At 46.7% G+C, this 18,731-nt stretch carries 2 protein-coding genes (1 of these 2 only partly in view); both read left to right on the top strand.

From position 1 onward, the window contains the following. Positions 1 to 15,132 carry a polyketide synthase PksJ gene (gene pksJ, locus AC07VD_RS09775; protein ID WP_494721717.1) on the top strand — a complete coding sequence of 5,044 codons (15,132 nt, stop codon included), beginning with the start codon at positions 1 to 3 and terminating at the stop codon, positions 15,130 to 15,132. Then, positions 15,116 to 18,731, top strand: the start of a protein-coding gene (pksL, locus tag AC07VD_RS09780) for a polyketide synthase PksL (RefSeq protein ID WP_494721718.1). It continues 9,998 nt past the right edge of the window; only the first 3,616 of its 13,614 coding nucleotides appear in the window; it begins with the start codon at positions 15,116 to 15,118; its stop codon lies beyond the right edge, outside the window. Before pksJ ends, pksL begins: the two co-directional genes overlap by 17 nt.

Below are 18,731 nucleotides of genomic sequence, written 5' to 3' on the forward strand. Positions count from 1 at the left end.
ATGAGAAATAATAATAATATCCGCATATTGGCTAATCCTTCTGTCAGTCATGGGGAGCCTTTACATATATCTGAAAAGCAGCCGTCAACAATACCTGAAGTTTTATACAGAACGGCGGCGGAGCTTGGGGATACAAAGGGAATCATTTATTTGCAGCCGGATGGAACTGAAGTTTATCAATCATACAGACGATTATGGGATAATGGATTGCGCATTATGAATGGGCTTCGCCAATCAGGCCTAAAAGCAAAACAAAACGTGATTTTGCAGCTTGGTGACAATTCACAGCTTCTCCCTGCGTTCTGGGGGTGTGTGTTAACAGGGATTGTTCCGGCTCCATTAGCCGTTCCGCCAACGTATGCTGAATCGAGCAGCGGCACTCAAAAGCTGAAAGACGCATGGACGCTTCTTGACAAGCCAGCGGTGATTACGGATCGGGGGATGCACCAGGAAATGCTCGATTGGGCAAAAGAACAAGAGCTTGAAGGGTTCAGGGCAATTGCTTTAGAGGATCTGCTCAGCGCTGAAGCGGACACAGATTGGCATCAATCCAGTCCTGAAGACTTAGCGCTTTTATTGCTGACTTCAGGCAGTACGGGAACGCCCAAAGCAGTTATGCTTAATCATCGTAACATTATGAGCATGGTGAAAGGGATTATTCAAATGCAAGGCTTCACCAGAGAGGATATTACGTTTAACTGGATGCCGTTTGACCATGTCGGAGGGATCGGAATGCTGCATTTGCGGGATGTTTATCTTGGCTGTCAGGAAATTAACGTCTCAAGCGAAACGATCTTAATGGAGCCGTTGAAATGGCTGGATTGGATTGATCATTACCGAGCTTCTGTTACGTGGGCGCCGAATTTTGCGTTTGGTCTGGTTACTGATTTTGCAGAAGAAATAAAAGATAAGAAATGGGATCTGTCTTCAATGCGATACATGCTCAATGGCGGTGAAGCAATGGTAGCCAAGGTAGGGCGCAGAATACTTGAGCTTTTAGAACCACATGGACTGCCTGCTGACGCCATCCGACCTGCATGGGGAATGTCCGAAACTTCATCGGGCGTTATTTTTTCTCATGAATTTACCCGGGCTGGAACAAGTGATGATGATCATTTTGTTGAAATAGGCTCTCCAATCCCCGGCTTCTCTATGAGAATTGTGAATGACCATAATGAATTGGTTGAAGAGGGCGAGATCGGCCGTTTTCAAGTCTCGGGTCTTTCTGTTACTAGCGGTTATTACCAGCGGCCTGATTTGAATGAGAGTGTGTTTACAGAAGACGGCTGGTTTGAAACCGGAGATCTTGGCTTTTTGCGAAACGGGCGCTTAACCATAACAGGCCGTACGAAAGATGCAATTATCATTAACGGCATTAATTATTACAGTCATGCAATTGAGTCTGCAGTTGAAGAATTATCTGAAATTGAAACTTCTTATACTGCTGCTTGCGCTGTCCGTCTGGGCCAGAATTCAACAGATCAGCTGGCTATCTTCTTTGTTACTTCCGCAAAATTAAATGATGAGCAAATGTCTCAGCTTCTTAGAAACATACAATCCCATGTCTCACAGGTGATCGGAGTCACCCCGGAATATTTGCTGCCTGTACAAAAAGAAGAGATTCCAAAAACGGCTATCGGAAAGATCCAGCGCACCCAGCTAAAAACTTCATTTGAAAATGGAGAGTTCGACCACTTGCTACATAAACCCAATCGGATGAACGATGCAGTCCAGGATGAGGAGATACAGCAAGCAGACCATGTGAAAAGAGTAAGGGAAGAAATACAGAAGCATCTGCTCACCTGTTTGACTGAGGAGCTGCATGTTTCCCGCGATTGGGTGGAGCCAAATGCAAATATCCAAAGTCTTGGTGTGAATTCTATCAAGATGATGAAGCTCATTCGATCGATCGAGAAAAACTACCATATCAAACTAACAGCCAGAGAGATACATCAATATCCTACAATTGAACGCTTAGCCAGCTATCTATCAGAACATGAAGACCTCAGCAGCTTGTCTGCTGACAAAAAGGGCACGGACACATATAAAACCGAACCGGAAAGGAGTCAGGCAACTTTTCAGCCTCTCTCTGAGGTTCAAAAAGGATTATGGACATTGCAAAAAATGTCACCCGAAAAAAGTGCATATCACGTACCTCTCTGTTTTAAATTTTCGTCAGGGCTTCACCTTGAAACATTACAGCAGGCTTTCGGCCATGTATTGAATCAGCACCCAATCTTAAAGCACGTCATCCAAGAGAAAGACGGAGTGCCATTTCTTAAAAATGAGCCAGCACTTTCAATTGAAATCAAGACAGAAAATATCTCAAGTATGAAAGAGTCTGATATTCCTGCTTTTCTTAGAAAGAAAGTAAAGGAACCGTATGTAAAGGAAAACAGCCCGTTAGTGCGTGTCATGAGCTTTTCCAGATCTGAACAAGAGCATTTTTTATTAGTTGTCATTCACCATTTGATTTTTGACGGAGTTTCGTCTGTCACATTTATACGCAGTCTGTTTGATACCTATCAGCTTCTTTTAAAAGGACAGCAGCCGGAAATAGCTGTTTCTCCTGCCATTTATCATGATTTTGCGGCATGGGAGAAAAACATGCTTGCCGGCAAAGACGGTGTGAAGCATCGTACATATTGGCAGAAACAGCTATCGGGAACTTTGCCGAATCTTCAGCTGCCTAATGTCAGCGCAAGTTCAGTCGATTCTGAGTTTAGAGAGGATACATACACCAGGCGGCTGTCCAGCGGCTTCATGAATCAGGTCAGAACGTTTGCGAAAGAGCATTCTGTAAATGTCACGACGGTATTCTTAAGCTGCTATATGGTGCTGCTTGGCCGTTACACCGGCCAAAAGGAACAGATCGTCGGCATGCCGGCCATGGTGAGGCCGGAAGAAAGATTTGATGATGCCATTGGACATTTTCTCAATATGCTCCCGATTCGGAGTGAGCTGAACCCGGCAGACACTTTTTCTAGCTTTATTTCAAAATTGCAATTAACGATATTGGATGGACTTGATCATGCAGCATATCCTTTTCCAAAAATGGTGAGGGATCTGAATATTCCTCGCAGTCAAGCAGGTTCACCGGTATTTCAAACCGCTTTTTTCTATCAGAATTTTCTTCAATCCGGAAGCTATCAAAGCTTGCTGAGCCGCTATGCTGACTTCTTTTCTGTCGATTTCGTTGAGTGTATTCACCAAGAGGGCGAATACGAATTAGTATTTGAACTGTGGGAAACAGAAGAAAAAATGGAGCTGAACATCAAGTACAATACTGGGCTGTTTGATGCGGCTTCTATATCCGCCATGTTCGACCATTTTGTTTATGTAACAGAGCAGGCGATGTTGAATCCTTCTCAGCCTTTAAAAGAGTATTCTTTATTACCAGAGGCAGAGAAGCAGATGATTCTCAAAACATGGAACGCCACAGGAAAAACGTATCCATATATAACTTTTCATGAGTTGTTTGAGCAGCAGGCGAAAAAGACGCCTGATAGAGCGGCTGTCAGCTATGAAGGTCAAACATTGACGTATCAGGAGCTTGATGAAAGAAGCACACAGCTGGCCATTTATTTGCAGGCGCATGGAGTGGGTCCTGACCGTCTGGCGGGGATCTATGTGGATCGATCGCTGGACATGCTAGTGGGTTTATTAGCGATCCTCAAGGCTGGGGGAGCGTATGTGCCGCTAGACCCGTCCTATCCGGCTGAACGATTAGAATACATGCTTGAGGACAGTGAAGTTTTCATTACACTGACGACATCGGAATTAGTAAATACGTTGAGTTGGAACGGTGTCACAACAGCTCTTTTAGATCAAGATTGGGATGAAATTGCTCAAACAGCCTCTGATCGAAAAGTGCTTACACGCACTGTCACGCCGGAGAACTTGGCATATGTCATTTATACATCCGGCAGCACAGGAAAGCCAAAAGGTGTCATGATACCGCATAAAGCTTTGACAAACTTTCTCGTTTCGATGGGGGAAACACCAGGTCTTACGGCAGAGGATAAAATGCTTGCTGTCACAACCTACTGTTTTGATATCGCAGCTCTGGAATTATTTTTGCCTTTAATAAAGGGCGCACACTGCTATATTTGTCAAACGGAGCATACAAAAGACGTTGAAAAACTGAAACGGGACATCCGCACGATCAAACCGACAGTGATGCAGGCAACCCCCGCTACGTGGAAGATGCTCTTTTATTCAGGCTGGGAAAATGAAGAGAGCGTGAAAATTTTATGCGGAGGCGAAGCATTGCCTGAGACATTAAAACGATATTTCTTAGATACGGGCAGCGAAGCCTGGAATATGTTCGGGCCAACCGAAACAACTATCTGGTCAGCGGTTCAGCGCATTAACGATGAATGCTCTCATGCCACGATAGGAAGGCCAATCGCCAATACACAAATCTATATTACGGATTCTCAGCTCGCGCCAGTGCCGGCAGGTGTCCCGGGTGAGCTGTGCATTGCAGGAGACGGTGTGGCGAAGGGCTACTACAAAAAGGAAGAATTAACGGATTCGAGATTCATTGACAACCCTTTTGAACCTGGGTCTAAGCTTTATAGAACGGGAGACATGGCCCGCTGGCTTCCGGGAGGGCGAATTGAATATATAGGCCGCATCGATAATCAAGTAAAAATCCGCGGATTCCGTATTGAACTTGGTGATATTGAAAGCAGGCTTAGTGAGCATCCCGGCATTCTGGAATGCGTTGTGGTCGCAGATATGGATAACCTAGCTGCCTATTATACAGCTAAACATGCAAATGCTTCTCTCACAGCGAGAGAACTGCGTCATTTTGTGAAAAACGCTTTGCCTGCCTATATGGTGCCTTCTTATTTTATTCAGCTTGATCATATGCCGTTAACCCCGAACGGAAAGATAGATAGAAACAGCCTTAAGAATATCGATTTATCAGGGGAGCAGCTAAAGCAAAGGCAGACCTCTCCTAAGAACATTCAGGATACTGTTTTTACCATTTGGCAGGAAGTGCTGAAAACGGGTGACATTGAATGGGATGACGGATTTTTCGATGTGGGCGGGGATTCGCTTCTCGCGGTCACTGTGGCTGATCGCATCAAACATGAACTATCCTGTGAGTTTTCTGTCACAGACCTGTTTGAGTATTCAACGATTAATAATATCAGCCAGTACATCACTGAACAGCGAATGAGCGATGCAAGTGACCATGTGCCGATAGAACCGCCAGCTCATATAGAAGATCAGTCTACCGAGATGAGTGATCTCCCGGACTATTATGACGATAGTGTGGCGATTATTGGCATATCGTGTGAATTTCCAGGGGCAAAAAATCATGATGAATTTTGGGAGAACCTCAGAGACGGCAAGGAAAGCATTGCGTTTTTCAATAAAGAAGAGCTTCAGCGCTTTGGCATTTCAAAGGAGATAGCGGAGAATGCCGACTATGTCCCTGCTAAAGCTTCAATTGAGGGGAAAGACAGATTTGATCCAAGCTTCTTTCAAATCTCTCCTAAAGACGCTGAATTTATGGACCCTCAGCTTCGGATGCTGCTGACTCATTCATGGAAAGCAATAGAAGATGCCGGTTATGCTGCGGGACAGATTCCGCAAACCAGTGTTTTTATGTCGGCAAGCAATAATTCTTATCGCGCGCTGCTGCCGTCAGATACAACAGAGAGCCTGGAGACGCCGGACGGCTATGTTTCGTGGGTGCTTGCACAGAGCGGGACGATTCCGACAATGATTTCTCATAAACTCGGGCTGAGAGGGCCAAGCTATTTTGTTCATGCCAACTGCTCATCATCTCTGATTGGATTGCATTCTGCCTATAAAAGCCTGCTGTCGGGTGAATCTGATTATGCTTTAGTTGGCGGTGCAACGCTGCATACCGAGTCAAATATCGGATATGTGCATCAGCCGGGGCTGAACTTTTCGAGTGATGGACATATTAAAGCTTTTGACGCTTCAGCTGACGGAATGATAGGCGGTGAGGGCGTTGCTGTTGTATTGCTGAAAAAAGCAGCTGATGCAGTAAAGGACGGGGATCATATCTATGCCTTGCTGAGAGGCATTGGTGTAAATAACGACGGCGCTGACAAAGTCGGCTTTTATGCTCCAAGCGTTAAAGGCCAGGCTGACGTGGTCCAACAGGTCATGAATCAAACGAAGGTACAGCCTGAATCCATCTGCTATGTAGAAGCACACGGGACCGGAACGAAGCTGGGGGACCCGATCGAGCTGGCGGCTTTAACAAACGTTTACAGGCAATATACAAATAAAACGCAATTTTGCGGCATTGGGTCGGTGAAAACCAATATCGGACATTTAGATACAGCCGCCGGTCTTGCGGGCTGCATTAAGGTCGTGATGAGTCTTTATCATCAAGAGCTTGCACCGAGTATCAATTATAAGGAGCCGAATCCAAATACAGACTTAGCCAGCTCTCCTTTTTACGTCGTTGATCAAAAGAAAACGTTAAGCCGTGAGATCAAAACGCACAGGGCTGCACTTAGCTCGTTCGGGCTTGGCGGGACAAATACCCATGCCATTTTTGAACAATTCAAAAGGGATTCAGATAAGAGAAAGATAGACGGAACCTGCATTGTCCCGATCTCGGCGAAAAATAAAGAGAGGCTGCAAGAGTATGCAGAAGACATTCTGGCCTATTTGGAAAGAAGAGGGCTTGAGAACAGCCAGCTGCCTGATTTTGCGTATACCCTTCAGGTGGGGCGCGAAGCGATGGAGCATCGCGTTGTCTTTATTGCCGATCATGTAAATGAGTTAAAACAGAGGCTCACAGATTTTATCAATGGAAAAACAGCGATTGAAGGCTGTTTTCAAGGAAGTAAGCACAATGCAAGAGAGGTTTCATGGCTGACGGAGGATGAGGACAGCGCTGAACTCATACGTAAGTGGATGGCCAAAGGAAAAGTAAACAAGCTTGCAGAAATGTGGAGCAAGGGAGCGCATATAGATTGGATGCAGCTTTACAAGGGAGAGCGCCAAAACAGAATGAGTCTGCCGACTTATCCATTTGCAAAGGAACGATACTGGCCGTCGCAGGATGACCGCAAACCGGTGGCGCAAATATCCGGAAATCAGACAGGGATCGGCTCTATTCATCCATTGCTTCATCAGAATACATCTGATTTTTCTGAACAGAAATTCAGTTCGGTTTTCACTGGTGACGAATTCTTCCTAAGAGACCATGTGGTAAGAGGAAAGCCTGTGCTTCCTGGTGTTGCGTACCTTGAAATGGCGTACGCGGCTATAAACCAGGCGGCAGGAAGTGAAATTGGCCAAGCTGTCAGAATCAGATTGAATCATACAGTCTGGGTTCAGCCTGTTGTGGTTGACAGACATTCAGCTCAAGTGGATATCAGGCTCTTTCCTGAAGAAGATGGAAAAATCACCTTTGACATTTACAGTACACAGGAAGACGGGGACGACCCTGTTATTCATAGTCAAGGCAGTGCGGAGCTGGCATCTGCCGTCGAAACACCAGTCGCAGATCTCGCTGAAATTTCACGCCGCTGCGGCAAAGGAAAGATGTCGCCTGATCAATTTTACGAAGAAGGCAGAAGCAGAGGAATGTTCCATGGTCCGGCCTTTCAAGGAATTAAGAATGTGAATATAGGAAACAGAGAGGTTTTGGCGCAGCTGCAGCTTCCAGAAATCGTTTCTGGAACGAATGAACAGTTTGTGCTGCACCCAAGTATCATGGACTCCGCCTTGCAGACAGCAACAATATGCATCATGCAGGAATTGACGGATCAAAAGCTGATTTTGCCATTTGCGCTTGAGGAGCTTGAGGTGATCAAAGGGTGTTCTTCTTCTATGTGGGCTTATGCTCGCTTAAGTGACAGCGATCACTCCGGAGGGGTTGTTCAGAAAGCGGATATCGATGTCATTGACGAGAGTGGAAGCGTATGTGTCAGGATCAAAGGATTCTCAACGAGAGTATTAGAAGGGGAGGTTCATACTTCAAAGCCTTCAACACGGCACGAACGCTTAATGCTTGAACCGGTGTGGGAAAAACAGAATGAAGAACGAGAGGACGAAGATCCTTCGTACACGGAGCATATCATTGTTCTCTTCGAAACTGAACGAAGTGTCACAGACAGCATTGCCTCCCACATGAAAGATGCCCGTGTGATTACTCTAAACGAAGCTGTAGGACATATTGCTGAACGTTATCAATGTTACATGCAGAACATTTTTGAACTCCTGCAAAGCAAGGTCCGTGAGCTTTCTGCAGGCCGTATCATCATTCAAGCGATTGTTCCGCTGGAAAAAGAGAAGCAATTGTTTGCCGGCGTTTCCGGTCTGTTTAAAACAGCAGAAATAGAGTTCAGCAAACTGACTGCTCAGGTCATCGAAATTGAGAAACCTGAAGAGATGATAGACCTTCACCTCAAGCTGAAAGACGACAGCCGGAGACCATTTGACAAACAGATTCGATATGAGGCTGGACACCGTTTTGTGAAAGGCTGGAGGGAAATGGTGCTTCCTTCAGCTGATACGCTTCACATGCCGTGGAGAGACGAGGGTGTTTATCTAATCACAGGCGGAGCAGGAAGCTTAGGCCTTCTGTTTGCAAAGGAAATTGCCAAGCGAACTGGCCGGTCTACTATTGTGCTGACGGGACGATCTGTTTTAAGTGAGGATAAGGAAAACGAACTGGAGGCTCTTCGAAGCATCGGAGCGGAGGTTGTCTATCGAGAGGCTGATGTAAGTGATCAGCATGCGGCTCGTCATCTTTTTGAGGAAATCAAAGAAAAATATGGCACTCTCAATGGAATTATTCACGGTGCAGGCAGCATTAAAGATCACTTCATCATTCATAAAACGAATGAAGAGTTTCAAGAAGTGTTGCAGCCTAAAGTAAGCGGGTTGTTACATGTAGACGAATGCAGCAAGGATTTCCCATTGGACTTTTTCATTTTCTTCTCATCTGTTTCGGGATGTTTAGGAAACGCTGGACAAGCCGATTATGCGGCAGCCAATTCGTTTATGGATGCATTTGCTGAATACCGCCGTTCTCTTGCGGCATCAAAAAAGAGATTCGGCTCCACCATTTCCTTCAATTGGCCGTTATGGGAAGAAGGCGGTATGCAAGTCGGCGCTGAAGATGAAAAGAGAATGCTGAAAACGACGGGAATGGTCCCGATGCCGACAGATAGTGGCTTGAAAGCATTTTATCAGGGGATAGCATCTGATAAGCCGCAAGTTTTTGTGATGGAAGGACAGCTTCAGAAAATGAAACAAAAACTGCTTTCCGCAGGATCGAAAGCCAAGCGGAACGATCAGAGAAAGGCGGATCAGGATCAAGGACAAACTAGAAAATTGGAAGCAGCCTTAATCCAAATGGTTGGCGCAATTTTGAAAGTAAACACTGACGATATCGATGTCAACACAGAGCTGAGTGAGTACGGATTCGACTCAGTTACATTCACTGTCTTTACAAACAAGATCAACGAAAAATTTCAGTTGGAGCTAACACCGACCATTTTCTTTGAATATGGCAGCGTCCAAAGCCTGGCTGAATATGTAGTTGCTGCGTATCAGGGCGAATGGAATCAAGATGCTACTGCTAAAGGCATAGATGAAAGAACAAACTCATTGCACAGTTTAAACAGCCTGGAGGCATCATTAAGCAACATGGTCAGTGCAATTTTAAAAGTAAATAGTGAAGATATTGATGTCAATACAGAGCTGAGTGAATACGGATTTGATTCCGTTACATTTACGGTCTTTACAAACAAGATTAACGAAGAATTTCAGTTGGAGCTAACGCCGACCATTTTCTTTGAATATGGAAGCATCCAAAGCCTGGCTGAGTATTTGACTGCTGAACATGAGGACACCCTGGTTCAGGAGCGCGAAAAACCAGAGGGACAGGAAGAGTTACAGACAAAATCCCCTGAAGCGCCGAAAATCACATCACGTAGAAAGCGCCGCTTTACACAGCCTGTTATTGCAAAAGCAGAAAGAAACAAAAAGCAGGCTGCCGATTTTGAGCCGGTTGCAATTGTCGGCATCAGCGGCCGATTCCCTGGCGCTATGGATATAGATGAATTTTGGAAAAACCTAGAAGAAGGAAAAGACAGCATCACAGAAGTTCCAAAAGATCGATGGGATTGGCGGGAGCATTATGGAAACCCAGACACTGACGTCAATAAAACCGACATCAAATGGGGCGGATTTATTGACGGTGTCGCTGAGTTTGATCCGTTGTTTTTTGGTATTTCGCCGCGAGAAGCTGATTATGTAGACCCTCAGCAGCGCTTGTTAATGACATACGTGTGGAAGGCACTGGAAGATGCGGGTTGCTCACCGCAAAGCCTTTCGGGTACAGGGACCGGTATCTTTATCGGTACGGGAAACACCGGTTATAAAGATCTATTCCAAAGAGCGAATCTTCCAATTGAAGGCCATGCTGCTACAGGTCATATGATTCCTTCGGTAGGCCCGAATAGAATGAGTTATTTTTTAAATATTCATGGTCCGAGCGAACCAGTAGAGACGGCCTGTTCCAGTTCTCTTGTAGCCATTCACCGTGCTGTGACTGCGATGCAAAACGGTGATTGTGAGATGGCGATCGCTGGAGGCGTGAATACGATCTTAACCGAGGAGGCGCATATTAGCTACAGCAAGGCTGGTATGCTCAGCAAAGACGGCAGGTGTAAAACCTTCTCCGCCGATGCGAATGGCTATGCCAGAGGCGAAGGGGTCGGAATGGTCATGCTGAAAAAGCTGGAAGATGCCGAGCGCGACGGAAATCATATTTACGGCGTTATTCGGGGGACGGCGGAAAATCACGGCGGAAGAGCCAATACCCTGACATCGCCTAATCCGAAAGCACAAGCTGATTTGTTGGTGCGTGCATATCGCCAAGCAGGCATAGATCCAAGCACTGTCACATATATCGAAGCACATGGAACAGGGACGGAATTGGGCGATCCGATTGAAATAAATGGGCTGAAAGCCGCGTTTAAGGAACTATCCAATATGAAAGGCGAGAGCCAGCCGGATGTTCCGGATCACCGTTGCGGCATCGGCTCAGTTAAAAGCAATATCGGTCATTTAGAGCTAGCAGCCGGTATTTCCGGTTTGATCAAAGTGCTTTTGCAAATGAAGCATAAAACGTTAGTGAAAAGCCTGCATTGCGAGACGCTTAATCCTTATCTTCAGCTGACAGACAGTCCGTTTTACATCGTTCAGGAAAAACAGGAATGGAAGTCTGTCACAGATCGTGACGGAAACGAGCTTCCGCGCCGTGCCGGAATCAGTTCGTTTGGGATTGGCGGAGTAAACGCGCATATTGTGGTTGAAGAATATATGCCAAAAGCCAATTCAGAACACACGGCTACAGGACAGCCAAACGTGATTGTGCTGTCGGCTAAAAATAAAAGCAGGCTGATAGATCGTGCTTTGCAATTGCTTGAGGCGATTCGCAATAAAAAATATACAGATCAGGAGTTGCACCGCATCGCTTACACCCTGCAGGTCGGGCGCGAAGAAATGGATGAGCGTCTGGCGTGTGTTGCGGGGACAATGCAGGAACTTGAAGAGAAACTGCAGGCGTTTGTTGACGGTAAGGAAGAAACAGACGAATTTTTCCGGGGACAGTCTCATCGAAATAAAGAGACCCAGACTATTTTTACAGCAGATGAAGATATGGCGTTGGCACTTGATGCTTGGATCAGAAAAAGAAAATACGCCAAACTTGCTGATTTATGGGTCAAAGGGGTCTCAATCCAGTGGAACACATTATACGGAGAGACCAAACCGCGCCTGATCAGCCTCCCTTCATATCCGTTTGCGAAGGATCACTATTGGGTGCCGGCAAAGGAACATTCAGAAAGAGACAAAAAAGAACTGGTTAATGCGATTGAAGATCGGGCTGCATGCTTTTTGACGAAACAATGGAGTTTGAGTCCAATTGGCTCAGCAGTGCCGGGGACAAGAACTGTTGCCATCCTGAGCAATCAAGAGACAGCAGATTTAGCAGCAGAAGTGTCTTCGTATTTTCCGAATCATCTCTTATTAGATGTGAGCCGGATAGAAAATGATCAGTCAGACATTGATTGGAAAGAGTTTGACGGCCTAGTGGATGTCATCGGATGCGGTAAGGATGATGAGGGCCGGCTGGATTGGATTGAATGGGTGCAAAGACTGGTTGAATTCGGGCATAAAGAGGGGCTCAGGCTGCTTTGTGTGACGAAGGGGCTCGAATCGTTTCAAAACACATCTGTCCGGATGGCTGGCGCCTCACGGGCTGGGTTGTATCGAATGCTCCAATGCGAGTACAGCCATCTTATATCAAGGCATATGGATGCAGAGGAGGTTACTGATCATCGCCGTCTCGCGAAGTTGATCGCTGATGAGTTTTATTCCGATTCTTATGATGCGGAGGTTTGCTACAGGGATGGTTTACGGTATCAAGCTTTTCTAAAAGCTCATCCGGAAACAGGTAAGGCCACGGAACAGAGCGCGGTCTTCCCGAAAGATCATGTGCTTCTCATTACAGGCGGCACACGAGGCATCGGACTATTATGCGCCCGTCATTTTGCAGAGTGCTATGGAGTGAAAAAACTGGTGCTGACCGGACGAGAACAGTTTCCTCCGCGAGAGGAATGGACTCGTTTTGACACCTCGAACACATCAGTTGCCCAGAAAATCCAGGCAGTGCGGGAGCTGGAAGCGAAGGGTGTACAGGTGGAGATGCTGTCGCTGACGTTATCTGATGATGCTCAGGTTGAGCAAACGCTGCAACATATCAAGCGAACATTAGGACCGATTGGCGGTGTCATTCATTGTGCAGGTCTGACGGATATGGATACGCTGGCATTTATCCGAAAAACTTCAGATGATATTCAGCGGGTGCTGGAACCTAAGGTGTCAGGTCTTACAACGTTATATCGCCATGTGTGTAACGAGCCTTTACAGTTTTTTGTCTTATTTTCTTCTGTTTCAGCCATTATTCCGGAGCTTTCGGCGGGACAAGCTGACTATGCGATGGCCAATAGCTATATGGATTATTTTGCAGAAGCACATCAGAAACATGCGCCGATCATCAGTGTTCAGTGGCCGAACTGGAAAGAAACCGGTATGGGTGAAGTGACAAATCAAGCGTATCGGGAAAGCGGCTTGTTGAGCATTACGAATTCAGAAGGCTTACGTTTTCTAGATCAAATTTTATCGAAAATGTTCGGACCGGTTGTTCTCCCTGCGATGGCGAATCAAACAAACTGGGAGCCGGAACTGCTGATGAAGAGGAGGAAACCGCATGAGGGCGGTTTGCAGGAAGCTGCTTTACAGAGCCCGCCAGCCAGAGACATTGAAGAGGCCGATGAAGTTTCCAAATGTGATGGGTTATTATCTGAAACACAGTCCTGGCTTGTTGATCTGTTTACCGAAGAGCTGAGAATAGATCGTGAAGACTTCGAGATTGACGGGGTGTTTCAGGATTATGGCGTGGATTCGATCATTTTGGCACAAGTGCTCCAGCGTATAAACCGCAAATTAGAAGCAGCACTCGATCCATCGATTCTATATGAATACCCGACAATTCAAAGGTTCGCAGATTGGCTGATCGGTTCTTATTCCGAAAGGCTGTCCGCTTTATTCGGAGGCAGGATATCGGATGCATCAGCACCTTTGGAGAACAAAATAGAGGCGGAGGCAGCTGTTCCTGCGGAGGATCGAGCTCTTACACCTCAGATTCAGGCGCCAGCGATTTTGTCACCGGACTCTCATGCAGAAGGTATTGCCGTTGTCGGACTCTCTTGCCGATTCCCTGGGGCAGATACATTGGAGTCATATTGGTCGTTACTATCCGAGGGGCGTTCGTCAATCGGCCCGATTCCGGCAGAGCGTTGGGGCTGTAAGACGCCATATTATGCCGGCGTGATTGATGACGTCAGCTATTTTGATCCTGATTTCTTTTTGCTTCATGAAGAAGACGTAAGGGCGATGGATCCGCAAGCACTACTCGTATTGGAAGAGTGTCTGAAACTCTTGTATCACGCCGGTTATACGCCTGAGGAAATAAAGGGAAAGCCTGTCGGTGTTTATATCGGAGGCAGAAGCCAGCACAAACCTGATGAAGAGAGCCTTGATCATGCCAAGAATCCGATCGTGACAGTCGGCCAAAATTATTTAGCGGCTAATCTTTCACAATTTTTTGATGTCCGCGGCCCGAGTGTTGTAGTTGACACCGCATGCTCGTCAGCTTTGGTCGGCATGAATATGGCCATTCAGGCGCTGCGTGGCGGAGATATTCAATCCGCCATAGTCGGCGGTGTCAGCTTGCTGAGCTCAGATGCCTCTCACAGGCTGTTTGACCGGCGCGGCATTTTAAGCAAGCATTCATCCTTCCATGTGTTTGATGAGCGTGCTGACGGAGTTGTGTTAGGTGAAGGCGTCGGAATGGTCATGTTAAAAACGGTAAAACAGGCGCTGGAAGACGGAGATACCATATATGCTGTTGTGAAAGCGGCCTCGGTCAATAATGACGGAAGAACGGCGGGGCCTGCAACACCTAATCTGGAGGCGCAAAAGGAAGTCATGAAAGATGCGCTTTCCAAAAGCGGAAAAAAACCAGAGGACATCAGCTATCTTGAGGCAAACGGGTCAGGTTCAATTGTAACCGATCTCCTTGAGCTAAAAGCGATCCAATCAGTGTACCGTTCTGGGCACTCATCGCCTCTTTCTCTTGGCTCAATCAAGCCGAACATCGGGCATCCGCTATGTGCTGAAGGGATCGCCAGCTTCATTAAGGTTGTGCTGATGCTGAAAGAGCGCCGCTTTGTCCCATTTTTATCAGGTGAAAAAGAGATGGCGCATTTCGATCAACAGAAAGCGAACATCACGTTCAGCCGAGCCCTGGAAAAATGGACAGATTCGCAGCCTACTGCGGCTATTAACTGCTTTGCCGATGGGGGGACGAATGCCCATGTCATCGTAGAGGCGTGGGAAAAAGATGAAAAACACGCCATCAAGCGCAGTCCAATATCGCCTCCTCAATTAAAGAAACGAATGCTTTCGCCAGGCGAGACAAAGCTGGAAGCGGAGACTTCGAAAATGACTGCGGCAAACATATGGGATACTTATGAGGTGGAGGTCTAACGTGAAAAAGATAACGAAACAACTCACATTATCGTTAAAAAATCCGTTTATTTATCACCATGTGGTTTACGGACAAAATGTCCTGCCGGGATTGGCTTATATCGATATAATCTACCAGATATTCAGAGAACACGGCTTCTCCTGCTCAGAGCTTCAGCTGCGGAATTTATCTATCTATCAGCCATTGACGGCGGAACAGGATGCAGTAATTGTTCTGAATATCCAATGCGCGGAGAAAAAAGAAGGAAAGTGGCAAATCACAGCCAAGGGAATTGAAAAACGTGACGGGAAAGAAGCTTCGGAAGAAAAGCTCTATATGAAGGCTGACATGCACGCAGACTCCCCAGCCATATTTGAAGAAACACTGGATTTCAGTCAAATCAAAGCATCTGCACAGAACGTTGTTCAGCTTGATGATGTATATGAACAATGCAGACGTCAGGAATTGGTGCACAGCGAATATATGAAAGCAAAAGGCTGCATCTATGAAGAGGAAGACGGCGTTCTTCTTGAGCTTTCTCTCGGTTCGGAAGCCATGCTTCACGCAGAAGGCTTTATGTTTCACCCGACTCTCATAGACGGGAGCGGGGTGGGTGCCAATCATTTGCTCACATCTTTGCTTAAAGGAGAACAGAGGCTGTATTTGCCTCTGTTCTATGAATCCTTTTCCGCTTCTGCACTTTTGCAGTCGGATTGCATGACAAGAATTAAGCGCTCCTCCGTCCGGCGGGAAAAAGAGCTGATTTATGTAACACTTGAATTTTTTAATGCGTCGGGAGAAAAAGTGGCTGAGTTGAAAAACTTTACAAGCAAATTGGTGCGAGAAGCGGAGCTGATTAGCGGAAAACATCAAAATGCACAGGAGACACAGATGACAAGAGCGGACACTGCTGAGCGTGAGAAACCTGCTGACATGGTATCTTCTCCCGTTAATTCCTATAGCGGGGCTGAACAGTTCGTAAGTCAATTAATCGCAGAGAAAATCAATAAGCCGGTAGAACAAGTTGAAAAACAGGTCGGTTATTACCAAATGGGACTGAATTCATCGGGCTTGCTTGAGGTGGTAGAAACGATCAGTGATAAGATCGGTGAGAGCCTTTCGCCGACTCTTCTGTTTGAGCATACCACCATAGCGGAGCTGTCAGCGTTTCTTGCCGAGGAATATGCTGAGCATTTTAGTGCCGCTGGTTCCCTTGGCCTTGGCCAGAATGAAAGAGCACGCGTTTCCGACACAATAAACGATCGTAAGACTGTTGAAGCTTCTCGTCCTGCACCTATTGAGGCAGCAGGCGATATTGCGATTATCGGCTTGGCGGGCAGGTATCCGAAGGCAGCCAATATTCATGAATTTTGGAACAATCTGAAAGAGGGAAAGGACTGCGTTAGCGAGATTCCTGAGTCGCGCTGGGATTGGCAGCGACTTGAAGGAATCACATCTCCTTCGGGTAAGGACATTTCCAAATGGGGAGGATTTATTGATGACCCCGACTGCTTCGATCCTCAATTTTTCAGAATCACGCCAAGAGAAGCGGAGACAATGGACCCTCAAGAGCGGCTGTTTTTAGAAACATGCTGGGAAACGATTGAGGATGCGGGCTATACGCCAAAGACGTTGGCCAAGCCTAAAGGACGAAATAAAAGGCAGCATGTAGGAGTTTTTGCCGGTGTCATGCACAAGGATTATACATTAGTCGGAGCTGAAGAAGCATCAGCAGAAAATGTGTTTCCTCTTTCGCTCAACTATGCGCAAATCGCCAACCGTGTTTCTTACTTTTGTAATTTCCACGGTCCGAGTATGGCTGTCGATACGGTATGTTCATCCTCTTTGACCGCAGTGCACTTGGCGTTGGAAAGCATACGTCACGGTGAGTGCGATGTTGCGTTAGCAGGCGGAGTGAACCTGTCTTTGCACCCGAATAAATATATGACATACGGGGTCTGGGATATGTTTTCCACTGACGGACACTGCCGTACGTTTGGAAAGGATGGGGACGGTTATGTGCCGGCCGAGGGTATAGGCGCGGTTTTATTAAAGCCTTTGCGCCAGGCGGAGGAAGACGGAGATCGCATTTATGCGGTTATTAAAGGAAGTGCTGTGAATCATGTGGGCACTGTAAGCGGCATTTCAGTGCCGAGCCCTGTTTCTCAAGCTGATCTGATTGAGACATGCTTGGAGAAAACGGGAATCGACCCGCGGACGATCAGTTATGTGGAAGCCCATGGAACCGGCACGTCCTTAGGAGATCCGATCGAAATACAGGGATTAGTGAAAGCGTTCCGCCAATATACGCAGGATCGGCAGTTTTGTTCAATCGGTTCTGTAAAGTCGAACATTGGGCACGCCGAATCCGCCGCGGGGATCAGCGGTTTAAGCAAGGTTGCCCTTCAGCTTCACCATCAAAAACTTGTGCCTTCTTTGCATTCGGAAGAACTGAATCCGTACGTTGATTTTGAAAAGTCTCCATTTTATGTACAGCATGAAACAGAAACGTGGAAGCAGCCTGTTATCAAGGAGAATGGGGAAGAGGTCCCTTATCCGCGGCGGGCGGGTATCAGTTCCTTCGGAGCAACTGGTTCAAACGCACATATTATCCTTGAGGAATATATTCCTCAAACAGCGGAGCAGGACGTTTCTTTGTCCTCAGATTCTGACATATCCGCAGTTATTCCGCTTTCTGCCCGTAATCAAGAACGTCTCCGTGTATATGCAAAACGTCTCTTGGATTTTCTTCATGATGGGATTCAGATTAGAGATTTGGCGTATACATTGCAGGTAGGCCGTGAACCGATGGAAGAACGGGTTACTTTCTTAGCATCCGGAATTCAAGAATTGAGCGACCAATTGAAGGCTTTTATAGAAGGACGAAAAACCATTCAGCATTGCTGGAAGGGCCGCGTGTCAAGAGGAAGCGAACCATCGCGTCCCGCCGAATCGGTACATAAATTGCTGGAGCAAAGAAAACTTGATCAAATTGCGGAGCAGTGGGCGAACGGATCTGGTGTTGACTGGAAGCTGCTTTACGAGGGAAACAAACCAAAGCGGATCAGCCTGCCGACTTACCCATTTGAGAGGGTGCGTTATTGGGTGCCGAAAGCGGAGAAAAAGACTGATCGTTCAATACAGGAGCGGCACATCCTGCATCCTCTTCTGCATCAAAATGTGTCCGACATATCGGGTGTCCGCTTCCGTTCAGCGTTTACAGGCCGTGAATTTTTCTTGAAGGATCATGTCATAAAGGGCGAACACGTTTTACCTGGCGCAGCTTTATTGGAGATGGTTCGGGAAGCTGTGGAAAGGGCAGCTGCGGATCAGTTCCCGACAGGATTCCGGCTCCGGAATATCGTCTGGGTCCGGCCGTTCGCCGTCACGGAACAGCAGAAAGATATAGACGTACGTCTATATCCTGAGGACAATGGTGAGATTACATTTGAAATCTGCCGGGACCCTGAAAGCGCAGAGGAGTCGCCGATTGTATATGGGCAAGGGAGTGCAGTGCTTTGTGAGGCTGGTGAAAATCCGGTCATCAACATTGAAGAACTGAAGGCAAGCTATAATGGCCGGACGCTGTCACCTTTTGATTGCTACGAGGCTTATACAG

The sequence above is a fragment of the Bacillus sp. GW821-FHT01G09 genome (genome assembly GCF_059422205.1).